Source organism: Actinomyces oris (assembly GCF_001937665.1).
Taxonomy (GTDB): Bacteria; Actinomycetota; Actinomycetes; order Actinomycetales; family Actinomycetaceae; genus Actinomyces; species Actinomyces stomatis.
In genome coordinates, this window is record NZ_MSKL01000016.1 from 1 (window position 1) to 11738 (window position 11738).

General features: G+C 69.6%; 7 protein-coding genes, 1 tRNA gene and 2 pseudogenes. 4 read left to right on the forward strand and 6 right to left on the reverse strand.

Annotated features, from left to right (window positions below; translation table 11 throughout):
• From BKH28_RS06905 to BKH28_RS06925, 5 genes and pseudogenes are all read right to left on the reverse strand, one after another.
• Positions 1-618 (reverse strand): annotated as a pseudogene (locus BKH28_RS06905) (hypothetical protein); the annotation flags it as partial.
• Positions 619-901: 283 nt separating this feature from the next.
• Positions 902-2287, reverse strand: coding sequence for an O-antigen ligase family protein (locus tag BKH28_RS06910; protein WP_075418115.1), 1386 nt, complete (start codon positions 2285-2287; stop codon positions 902-904).
• A gap of 114 nt (positions 2288-2401) precedes the next feature.
• Positions 2402-3061 carry a YveK family protein gene (locus BKH28_RS06915; RefSeq protein WP_075418110.1) on the reverse strand — a complete coding sequence of 220 codons (660 nt, stop codon included), beginning with the start codon at positions 3059-3061 and terminating at the stop codon, positions 2402-2404.
• Positions 3062-3325: 264 nt separating this feature from the next.
• Positions 3326-4105 (reverse strand): TetR/AcrR family transcriptional regulator, encoded by a 780-nt coding sequence (locus tag BKH28_RS06920; protein ID WP_075418111.1) that lies wholly within the window; start codon positions 4103-4105, stop codon positions 3326-3328.
• Between the two features lie 4 nt (positions 4106-4109).
• Positions 4110-5330 (reverse strand): acyltransferase family protein, encoded by a 1221-nt coding sequence (locus BKH28_RS06925; protein WP_075418112.1) that lies wholly within the window; start codon positions 5328-5330, stop codon positions 4110-4112.
• Positions 5331-5528: 198 nt separating this feature from the next.
• Between BKH28_RS06925 and BKH28_RS06930 the strand changes: the two genes are divergently transcribed.
• The 4 genes from BKH28_RS06930 (at position 5529) to BKH28_RS06945 (ending at position 10261) form a co-directional block, all read left to right on the forward strand.
• Positions 5529-5600: transfer RNA gene (locus BKH28_RS06930), tRNA-Gln, on the forward strand.
• Between the two features lie 190 nt (positions 5601-5790).
• Positions 5791-6783 (forward strand): bifunctional UDP-N-acetylglucosamine diphosphorylase/glucosamine-1-phosphate N-acetyltransferase GlmU, encoded by a 993-nt coding sequence (locus tag BKH28_RS06935; RefSeq protein WP_143224095.1) that lies wholly within the window; start codon positions 5791-5793, stop codon positions 6781-6783.
• Positions 6784-6920: 137 nt separating this feature from the next.
• Complete coding sequence (locus BKH28_RS06940; RefSeq protein WP_075418113.1) at positions 6921-7913, forward strand: ribose-phosphate diphosphokinase; 993 nt, start codon at positions 6921-6923, stop codon at positions 7911-7913.
• A 425-nt stretch (positions 7914-8338) separates the two neighbouring features.
• A complete protein-coding gene (locus BKH28_RS06945; RefSeq protein WP_075418114.1) occupies positions 8339-10261 on the forward strand; it encodes a hypothetical protein in 1923 nt (640 codons plus the stop codon).
• 115 nt (positions 10262-10376) lie between these two features.
• Here BKH28_RS06945 and BKH28_RS06950 read toward each other — a convergent pair.
• Positions 10377-11738: pseudogene (locus tag BKH28_RS06950) on the reverse strand (chain-length determining protein); the annotation flags it as partial.

An 11738-nucleotide genomic window follows, 5' to 3' on the forward strand; every position in this document is an offset into this window, starting at 1 on the left:
CAGCGGGCTGGGCCCCAGGTCATCGTTGAGCCGGCCTAACAGGCTGTCACTGTCCCACATCCGGAAGGACCCGGCCGTCCAGGCGTTGAGCGAGTACTCCAGACCCCCATCGTTCGGCAAGGACGCCAGCACCCCCTGAGGCATCAGACGCCGAGCACCGTCCTCAGCCACAGTGAAACCCGCCCCGGCCGCGTACCCCAGCAACGCCCAGTCAACCGCCGCCAGACGCCGCACCCGCCCCGGCGCCACCAGGGCCACCACCACCAGCGGCACCAGCTTGCCCGGCTCCTCAACGAACGCCGCCAGCGCAATACCCGTGCCGTCATCGCTCGTCGTCATCCCACCGCTGGCAGCAACCAGCACAGTGGCCTCAGCCACCACCAGCGCCCACGGCACACTCACAGAGAACATGACACTCACCGCCCGCCACGAGACGGTGCGGGTGCGCGACAGCAGCACCATCACCCCCAGGCAGGCCAGCATCCAGACCACCGGCTTCATCGCGACAGCCAGGCGCGGCACCACCAGCACAGCCACCACCAGCAACACGATCGTGAAGCGCTGACTGATCCGAGACAACCGAAACAGCCCCCGCGCCACCCCCTCGTGACGACTCAACCACCTCCGCCAGGCCCACAGCACCCGCTGCCAGACCTCCGGCGGAAACCGCAACGACCCCGCCGGCCACCCCCACACCAACGGACTCCCCACACCAAAAACACCCGAAACACCCCGAAAACCCACCAAAAACCCTCCCACATCACCAACAACGAGCAAACACCTCGCCAAAACCACAAGAACGTAACCATCCTGTAATCAGCAACCCCACACCACCACCCCGATAAACATCAGGGGTGCGTGAGTGAGAACGGTGGAAGCGATGCCTGAGGCGTGGACGCGCTCAGAAGCTCCGAGAGCGCTCAGACCCCGGCTGAGTCCCAGTCTCAGCTCGGGAATCAGGGGTCGGGGTGGGAACGGGCTCAGTCCCCACGTGAGATCCTGACGCGTGGATGGGCACGACGTCGGAACTCGGCCCGGCGGGGGTGACGTCGTTGCTGGTCTTGGAGGGGGCTTCGTCGCCCAGTCCGCCGTCGATGCCCAGCTGGGCGGCGTCGCGCAGGGGAGGTTGCAGGACGGCGGCGCCCAGCACGATCGGCAGGTAGGCGGGCAGCACCGTCCAGGGGCCCACGAACACGTTCTGCACCACTGTCAGCGCTGCGAAGAACAACCAGGGGGTGGCCTTGAGGCGCCCCAGGTCTCGCATCATCGCCGCCAGTGCCATCCCCGCGATGAGCAGCAGCAGCAGCCCGCCCAGGATCGAGGCCGCCGCCCACATGTCCATGACCCCCGAGTGCAGCTCGATGCGGCCGCCGAACATGAAGTTCTCGACGTAGCCGTTCTCCGGGTCGTAGCCCAGGGCCGCCATGCCGCGCTTGGCCACCCACAGGTCCTCGAAACGGGGCTTGACGCCGGCGCCGTACCCCCAGGGGCGATTCTGGAACAGGGCCCAGGAGGCCCCCAGCTCAGGCCGTGCGGACAGGAGCAACCCCGCAGAGCTCTCCGACTGGGCGATGGTCCGGTTCTGGGCGTCCTCACCCAGGGTGCCGGACTGGGAGGCGATGACGACCCCGGCCATCGCCACGATCCCCACGACTGCCAGAACGATGATCTGGGAGATCGCCAGGCGCCTCGGAGTAGGCACGTTCCACCGGGCCCAGGAGGCCAGGGCCTGCCAGATGACCGTGCCCAGGATGATGGCGAGGAAGGCCAGGGTGGAGCGCGAGTCGGAGACGAGGAAGACTCCGCTGAGCCCCAGCAGGGCCACGATCTGCACGAGTCGGCGTCGGTTGGCCACAAAACTGAGGACCATGATCGTCACCGCAGCGCCGACCCCGAACTTCCACGGATTGGAGTTGGTCTGGAGCAGGGGCAGCGAGTCCAGGAACATGCCGAAGCCGACCGCCATGGCCGCGCGCCGCGTTCCCAGCCGGCGCGCCCCCCACACGAAGACGGCCACCGCGCAGGGAACGGCCAGCAGGCTCAAAGTGGTGACGCGTCGGGCCCAGTCCTCGACGACGAAGCTGCTCTCGGCCAGCAGGGACATGATGTAGGCCGTGCCCGCCGCCAGGATGGACAGCACGAGCAGCAGTGAGAACCGGCGCGCCTTGCGCACGGCCGTCCAGGTGACGGGGAGCGCGGCGAGCGCGACGCAGTCGCCGACGCTCAGAGCCGCCGCCAGCTCGCGGCGCACACCCACGCAGATCAGCAGGACGACGGCGATCGCCATCTCCAGTCGGCGCGATGGTGAACCCGGCTCCCGGCTCGACTCGGGATCAGTCTCCGACGGCGTCTGCGAGCCCTCGTGGGAGGCGGCCGGTGACCAGGTCGGGGCCACGGCCGCTCAGGCGTCTTCCCGAGAGCGACGACGCCCGATGATGAGCAGCGGGTCCTCGACCTTGTCCTGCGGGTTCTTCTGACTCAGGAAGTACAGCAGGATCGCCATGACAGCGCCGGCGGCCAGTCCGATGGCGGTCCCGATCAGTGCGGTGGACACGGCGGACAGGCTGGAGGGGGAGGAGGGGGTCGTGGGGGAGTCGACCACCTTGAGTGTCGCGGTGGTGTTTCCCGCCTGCCCGGAGCTGGACAGGTCACGGGCCACCGAGTCCAGGGCGGTCAGCTCGGCCTCGGCGATCTTGTGGGCGCGCTCGGGATCAGTGCTGGTGGCCCGGATCTCCACCAGCGTGGTACCGGTCTTGCTCGTCACCGAGACGGACTTGCGCAGCTCCTCCTGGCTGATCCCCGTGTCCTTGGAGACCTCCGCGAAGGTGCTCTCCGAGGTCCCGATCTCCACCAGCGTCGGCATGATGGAGGTCAGGTAGTTGAAGGTGTTGGGGAGGTTGGCCTCACTGTTCTCCACGCCCAGATTCGCGTTGGCGGTGGAGGTGTACTGCGCCGGCGTCAACAGGCCGAAGACAATGCCGATGATGGCGCCCAGCACAACGTGCATGGCCACCAGGACTGCGTTCTTGCGCAGCGCGATGATGAGGGTTTCCGGGTCCATGGGTTCCGTTTCGGTGATTGCGGGAGCAACAGAATAGCGCGCCGTTTGGGGCATGAGCCGGGCGCGGGAAGTGAATCACCTCCTTCCCGGGCACTTCCCAGAACCCGTTGGGTTCTTGATGCTCGAAGATTGCTGGCACTCGCAGGACGATCGACCGATCGGGTAGTGACGAATGCGACGGGTGCCCGCCAGGCGGAGTGCGACCGACGACGACGCGAGCGTGAGCGACTCCGGGATGGCGTTCAGAGATGCTTCAGAGATGCTTCAGGGGTGCTCGGTGGTGTTCTCGCGGTGGCCGGAGCCCTCGGTGCGGGAGGCGGCCCCAGGCGCCGGGGTGCCGGCGGCTGGGCCATCGGAGCTGCTGGAGCTGTCTGTGGGGCCGGAGTGGAGCGTGGGCCTGGCCTTCATGCCGCGCAGGCCGTTCCAGGCGAGGTTGACCATGTGGGCGGCCACCTCCTCCTTGCTCATCGAGCGGTTCTCCAACCACCACTGAGCCGGCATGGCCACGATACCCACCAGCATCTGGGCGTACAGCGGGGCCGTGCGCGGGTCGAGATCGTGGGCGGCGAACTGCGAGGCGAGGATCCCTGAGACCTCGATGGCGACGTCGGCCAGCAGCGTGGAGTAGGTGCCGGCGGCGCGGTCCGAGCCCGCCGAGAGGATGCGGAAGCCGTCGGGGGAGTCCTCGATGTAGGTCAGCAGGGCCAGGGCGGCCCGCTCGGCGATCCGTGAGGCCGAGCCGGGCGCGTCGGGCATGCTCAGGTCCTCGGCGTCGGGCGCCACTGCGGTACCGCCGGCCGGGTCGGTGATCGCCGAGGAGATCGCGGCCGAGATCGTGGTGATCTCCCGGTCGACGACGACGGCGTACAGACCCTCCTTCCCGCCGAAGTGCTCGTAGACCACCGGTTTGGACACCTGGGCGCGGGCCGCTACCTCCTCCACGCTCGTGGCGTCGAAGCCGCGCTCGGCGAACAGGCCACGGGCCACGGCGATGAGTTGCTCGCGCCGTTCGCTGGCGCTCATGCGGGTGCGCTTGGCAGCCATGGTTCTAAGCCTCACCGACCTGGCCGGCGGCACGGCCGGAGCGGCGGCGCTCGGACCACTGGGCGAAGCGCGCCGAGGTCAGGGCCCCGGTGCGGCGGGCCAGCCGGTGGCTGGGGGCCTCGATGTAGCGCTGGAACAGCCAGGTCAGCGGCGCCGAGACCAGCGGTGCCAGGATGAGCAGCCACCACGGGGAGAGGGGCTGCGTCAGCAGCCGCAGCGAGACCACGACCGGCTCATGCACCAGGTAGAGGGAGAAGGACATGAGCCCCAGGTACTGCACCGTGCGTGAGCGCAGCAGACCGCGCAGCGCCCCGGCCCTCACCACGAGGTGGACCAGATAGGCGGCCGCTGCCAGGGTGACTGCGTTGGCGAGGCGCTGGGCCGTGTGGCTCTCCATCCCCGGCCACCAGGCCAGCGTGATGAGCAGCAGGCACACCAGGGCCTGCGCCGTCGCCCAGGGGCGGGGGCGCTCCGGGACTGGAGCGGGGTTGTGCCCCCAGGCCCAGCCCATGACCGCGCCGACGGTGAAGACCGGCAGGTAGCTGCCCGAGCCTGGACTGGCGGTGATGACGGGCACGGCCAGAGCGGCCGCCACCGGCAGCCAGGAGACCCGCCATCGGGCGCACAGGGCCACCCCGAGGATCATCAGGGGCAGCACGAAGGAGAAGATCGCCTCGGCGTGCAACGACCACAGGACGGTGTTACGGTAGGCGTGCTTAGGGATGAGCAGGTACTCCATGAGCATCTGGCGCGCTCCGAGCCCCGTGGGGTGGGTGACGGTCATCCAGTGACCCAGCGCCGGATCCTCCGAGCGCGGCACGAGCAGCATCGCGATGACCGCGAAGGTGGTGGAGGCCGCCGCCGGCAGCCACAGGCGCACGAAGCGCCGTGGGGCGTAGTCGACCCAGTCGAAGCGCCGCCCCTGGGCGTGGCGGCGGGCCACCGGGTAGGTCAGCGCCACACCTGACAGGACGAAGAAGATGAGGACGGCCTCGTGGCCCGCCCACAGCAGGTGGAGGGGACTCTGAGTGAGGATCCGGTTGAAGGTGCCGGTGGGCACGGTGCCGGGCCGCGCTCCGACCTCCGCCAGCGCGGGCACGGTCTCCAGCGCGTGGTGGATGAGCACGACGACGGCGGCCAGCCCGCGCAGTCCGTCGAGCTCGATGAGGCGCACCGCTGCCGGCTTGCCGGAAGAGGGAGGGGGAGAGGAGGGGGAACTGGACATGCCCCCATCCTGCCCTGTCCTCCCGGCCGACCGTGAAGCCCGACGAGTGTGGCATGCGCCCCGCAGATGCGCGAGATCCGGTGCCGGACGCCTGCGGGACGCGCTGAATCGCCGCGAAGGTGCCGAGCGCGACCGGGACGTGAGAGACTGTCCCGGCGTCTCGCCCCTCGCCGCCAGGCCCGGGTCGGGATGTGTCCTTCCGCCCTGGTGTAGCGGCAGCACGCAGGCCTTTGGAGCCTTGAGGCCCGGGTTCGAATCCTGGGGGCGGAGCGGCGTAGCATGAGTGGCGTTGGGGTTCCCTCGCTCTCACGTTCGACGGCGGTCACGGTCGCCGGCGGCACGCGCGCCAACCGTCCATCCGTACCTGATTTCAGAAACCGTTGGAGTCCGTTCCCGGCTCCGTCCGGTCATCGGCCGGAGACGTCGGGAGCCCGGGCGCGAACCTGTGAGAAGAGGACACGTGACGCCTACCGCACCCGCCGCCGTTATCGTCATGGCCGCAGGCAAGGGAACTCGTATGCGATCGGTCACCCCCAAGGTCCTGCACCGGATCGGCGGTCGCAGTCTGGTGGACCACGCCGTCACCGCAGCCAGGGGGCTCGAGCCCCAGCACCTCGTCGTCGTCGTGCGCCACGAGCGCGATGCCGTGATCGCCCACCTGGCCGAGGTTGCCCCCGACGCCGTCCCGGCCGACCAGGACGATGTCCCCGGCACCGGGCGGGCCGTCGCCTGCGGGCTGGCCTCCCTGCCCGAGGACCTGGACGGGCCCGTCGTCGTCACCAGCGGGGACGTCCCCCTCCTGGACACCGCGACCCTCCAGGCTCTGCTGGCCCAGCACAACGAGCGCGGTGACGCCGTCACCCTGCTGACTACCGAGCTCGAGGACCCCACCGGCTACGGGCGCGTCGTGCGTGAGGCCGACGGCACCGTCTCGGCCGTCGTCGAGCAGCGCGACGCCAGCGAGGCTCAGCGCGCGATCCGCGAGATCAACGCCGGTGTCTACGTCTTCGACGCCGCCCACCTGCGCACCGCCCTGGCGACCCTGGGGACGGACAACGACCAGGGTGAGGTCTACCTCACTGACGTTGTCGCCCACGCCCACCGGGCCGGACGCTCCACCAGTGCGCTGGTCGTCGCCGACCACTGGCTCGTCGAGGGCTGCAATGACCGCGCCCAGCTCGCCGAGCTCGGCGCCGAGCTCAACCGTCGCGTCCTCGCCGACTGGATGGCTCAGGGCGTCGGCGTCGTCGACCCGGCCTCCACCTGGGTGGACGTCACCGCTGAGCTCGCTCAGGACGTCACCCTCGAGCAGGGGGCCCTCGTGCGCGGAGCCACTCGGATCGGTGAGGGCGCCCGTGTGGGCGCCTACGCGATCCTCACCGACGCCGTCATCCCGGCCGGCTGCGTCGTGGCCCCCTTCAGCCAGCTCGACGCCGACGCCGCCCAGGCCTGACGCATGAGCGCACCGCACCTTCGGCCGCGACAGGCTCGGCCGTGCTGGCCGTGCTGGCCGAACCGATCACTGACCTTCACCTCCGTCTCCAACAGTCACACCGAGGGCCGCACCGGCCGTGAGAAGGGAACCACGTCATGACGGGCATCATTACCAAGGGTGAGAAACGGCTGGTCGTCGTCTCCGGGCGCGCCCATCCCGAGCTCGCCCAGGACGTGGCCAGCGAGCTCGGCACCGAGGTGCTGTCCTCCACGGCCTACGACTTCGCCAACGGGGAGACCTACGTCCGCTTCAACGAGTCGGTGCGCGGCTGCGACGTGTTCGTCGTCCAGTCCCACGGCGACCGCGTCAACGACTGGCTCATGGAGCAGCTCATCATGGTCGACGCCCTCAAGCGCGCCTCCGCCAAGCGCATCACCGTGGTGGCCCCCTTCTTCCCCTACGCCCGTCAGGACAAGAAGCACCTGGGGCGCGAGCCCATCAGTGCCCGCCTCGTGGCGGACCTCTACAAGACCGCCGGCGCCGACCGCCTCATGAGCGTGGACCTGCACACCTCCCAGGAGCAGGGCTTCTTCGACGGCCCCTGGGACCACCTGTGGGCCCAGCCGGTGCTCGTGGACTACGTGCGTACCCGCGTCGACCCGGCCAACGCCGCCGTCGTCTCCCCCGACGCCGGCCGTATCCGGGTGGCTGAGCGCTGGGCCAACCAGCTCGGCGGCACGCCGCTGGCCTTCGTCCACAAGACCCGTGACGTCACCCGTCCCAACGAGTCGGTGGCCAACCGCGTCGTCGGTGACGTCGAGGGACGCTCCTGCGTCCTGGTCGACGACATGATCGACACCGGCGGCACTATCGCCAAGGCCGTCCAGGTGCTCCTGGACTCCGGCGCCAAGGACGTCATCGTCGCCGCGACTCACGGGGTGCTCTCCGGGCCGGCCGTGGACCGGCTCTCCACCTGCGGGGCCCGTGAGGTCATCGTCACCGACACCCTGCCGATCCCCGCCGGCAAGCGCTTCGATCAGCTGACCGTGCTGCCGATCGCGCCGCTGCTGGCCCGGGCCATCAAGGCCGTCTTCGACGACGGCTCGGTGGCCTCGCTCTTCGACACCGTCGGCGTCGCCGGCGACTGAGCCCACCGGAGTCGCGCGGGCCGCAGAACCGGCATGATCCGCTACGGCCCACCGCTTCAGCCGCTGTGCTCCCGCCCTCGCCGGGCCCTCTCACCAGGGCCCGGCGAGGGCGTTTACTCATGGGTGGTACCGCCCAAGACGGCGAGTCGCGCTCAGGGCGCGGGGTAACCTTCAGATAACAATTTCATTGCAATCCAACCTCATGGTCGCGTAGCGTGACGTTGTCATCAATTTGTGTTCTCTTCGTTTCCTCTTCGTGCTCCGTGTGAACGGAATGTGCTCCCCGAACCAATGTGTGCAACCAGTTAGATTGATTGTCGTCACAGGCATTCAACCGGTGGGTTTTGAGGTCCTCATCCACCCTGATGCCAACGGAATATCGTGATCAGTTCGCGCTTTGGTTGCCATATGTACCGGAGGTTCCCGTGCGTCGTCTCTCCACCATCCCCCGTCTTGTCATCATCCTGTCCCTTCTGCCGCTCCTGCTCACCTCGATGATCGTCCTGACCCCCGCCGCTCCGGTCGCCACGGCTCAGGAGAACGCCGAGGCCGACTCCGATGCCGACGGACACGACCAGGGCGACGGCTCCGGCAACGTCGGGGACAACGGGGGCGCCGCCGCGGGCGCCGACCCCTCCGGTCAGTCGTCCCGGGAACCCGCCTACACGGCGGTTCCCCTGCCCACGGTGCAGATCGACGGCGTCGCCTGGGGGCAGCTCGTCGTCGGCGACGTGGTCTACGTCGTCGGCAGCTTCAACAACGCCCGCCCGGCCGGGGTCCGTGCCGGACAGCAAGAGGTCCCGCGCTCCAACATCCTGGCCTACGACCTCAACACCGGGAAGCTCATCGAGGACTTCGCCCCCACCCTCAACGGCGCGGGACGAAGCCTTGCCCTCTCCGAGGATGGCAAGACCCTCTATGTCGCCGGGGAGTTCGACAAGGTCAACAACGAGTGGCACAGCCGTCTGGCCGCCTTCGACATCTCCCACGGGCACGGCACCCTCATCTCCTCCTTCCAGCCCGTGTTCAGCACCACTGTCAAGGACATCGCGGTGGCCGGCGACACCCTCTACGTCGGGGGCTACTTCACCAAGGTGAACAACCAGCAGCGGACCCGCCTGGCCGCCCTCAAGGCCTCCACCGGTGAGCTCCTGGACTGGACCGCCTCCGCCGAGGGTCCCAACGCCCAGGTCTACGCGATCGAGGTCTCCCCGGACCACTCCAAGGTCGTCATCGGCGGCTCCTTCTCCACGGTCAACGGCTCGAGCAAGCCCGGATACGGGATGGCTCTCCTGAGCGCCTCCACCGGTGAGGTGCTGCCCATGCCGGTCAACGACACCGTGCGCACGGCCGGTGAGAAGGCCGCCATCTTCGACATCGCCGTCGACGAGGACGGTTTCTACGCCACCGCCTACTCCGCCGTCGGACGCCTCGACGAGGCCAACCTCGAAGGGAGTTTCAAGGCCGACTGGAACGGCAACCTCATCTGGCTCGAGCCCTGCCACGGGGACACCTACGGGATCGCCCCCACCAAGGACACCGTCTACACGGTGGGGCACGCCCACTCCTGCGAGACCATCTACGGGTTCCCCAACATGCCCGAGGTGCGCAAGGACGGTCAGCACCCCCTGTACGTGCGGGCCATGGCCTTCACTAACAGCCCCGACATCACCATCCGCCACCAGGGGGTGGTCGACGGGTACCAGGACTGGTCGACCTCGGGTCTCAAGAGTCCCACGATCATCGGCTGGTACCCGGACCTGGAGGCGGGGAAGTTCACGAAGACGTCCCAGGCCGCCTACAAGGTCGATGTCACCGACTCCTACGTCCTCATGGTGGGCGAGTTCATCGAGGCCGACGGCAAGGTCCAGCAGGGGATCGTGCGCTACCCCAGGCGCGCGGGCCAGCCCACGCTGCCCCCCGAGGGCAAGGCCGAGACCCTGGCCGCCAAGGCGGAGGTGACGACCTCGGGCTCAGTGAGGGTGGGGTTCAACGCCACCTGGGACCGCGACGACCCGACCCTGACCTACAGCCTCTACCGGGATGACGAGACCACGCCGGTGGCCACCGAGAAGATCAGCGACACCCGCTGGGCGCTCAAGAGCCACAGCCTGGAGGACACCACCTGCTCGGCCGGTGAGCACACCTATCGCCTCGTGGTCTCCGACCCTAGTGGCAACACCATCACCGCCCAGATCCCGAGCGTCTCGGTCCCCGAGAAGGCGAAGAAGGACAAGAAGGCGGATCCCGCCGCCAACGCGAACGACGCCGCCAAGAACGCGGGCCAGGGCGGCAACAATCAGGCCGCCAATGACGAGCAGGCCGACGACGAGGAGGACGGGAACTGAGTACTCGGGCCGCGGAGGCCCTGGCCGGCGACCTACCTGGCCCGGTGCGAGCATGAAGGGCGGGTCCGATGCTCAAGCATCGGACCCGCCCTTGACGGTCGTGCCGACAGTCGGCCTACCAGGAGCGTCCCGTCGACTGCGTGCGGCGGCCGGCCGAGGCCGCAGAGGCCGCCGAGCCGGAGACAGAGCGCTGGGCCGAGGCGGCCGACGATGCCGAGGCCATCTGCTGGCCGGGCTGGATCGACGGCGGAGGAGGCGGAGGCGGGGCGTCCGGCGGATCAGGACTGCGGTGGCGGCCGCCCGCTGACGCCGACACCGGCGTGAGATGGCGGGTCTGCTCGATGGAGGACTCCTCGGACAGCGGCGTCACAAGAGTCAGTCGCGGCTTGGACATCCGCCGACGTCGAGCGAGGGTCTGCCGGCGCGAGGGCGCCTGCTGACGCACCGACGTCGAAGGGGCGGTGGAGGAGTCGGTCTCGGAGGCCGAGTCCTGCTTGTGCGCCGCAACGCGTGAGGCATCATCGGCAATCGTGGGCTTGGGGGCCGAGGACGCCGACTGGAGCCGGCGCCGGCTCGTCGTCGGCAGGGAGGAGACGTCCTGCCAGCCGGTCGGCGATGCCGGTCGGTCCGCCGACGGCGAGGTGATGCGCCGCCGCGTGGGCACGCTCGGCGCGGAGGCCGACGTCGGCTCTGGGGCGCGCCGGCGGCCGGTGGCCGGCATGGCGGAGGCGGCGGAGCTGGTGGATGAGGGTGTCGTGGCCGGCGCCGGTGCCGATGCGGGCGCCGGAGGGTACTGGTAGGAGGGGCCTGCCGAGGGGGCGGAGGAGGCCGGGGATGCTGAGGACCCTGAGGACGCCGAGACGGTCTGCCCGGTGGGCAGGGCGGTGCTGCGCCGGGTGGGGCCGTCCGGTGCGCCCGGGAAGCGGTGGCTCCCGGTGGCCGGGACGGTCGTGTAGGGCTGCACTGCGATGGACGGGGAGGCCGGCACCGTCAGGTCGGCGGGGGTGGGCAGTGGCGGGGGCAGCGGTGCGTGCGTGTAGGAGGCGGTGGCCTCGGAGGCCGACTGGAATGAAGCGGTCCCGGCCGAGGTGGCCGGTGCGGGCTGGTCGGCCTGCTGCCGCTGCATGGCGGAGGTGATGCCGGAGGTGAAGCTGTGTGCGGGGTCCGGGGCGGAGTCCTGGGGAACCTGAGCGGAGGGCTGTACGGAGGATGTGGCCGCCGAGGCCGAGGACAGCGGCGCCGCGCTCATGGAGACGGGGGAGTGCGTCGATGACGTGGCGGGCACCGGGGACACCGAGGACGGCGTCGGCACCGGGGCGTGGGTCGGCTTCTGAGGGGAGAGCACTGGCTGGGCGGCCGAGTACTCCGAGTCGGAGATCGCGGGCATCGCGGTCGTCTGCTGCGGCGACTGCGGGGTCGAGAAGGTCGGAGCAGGGGCCGGGGCGGATGAGGCCGTCGGCTGGGAGGGCGGGGCCGG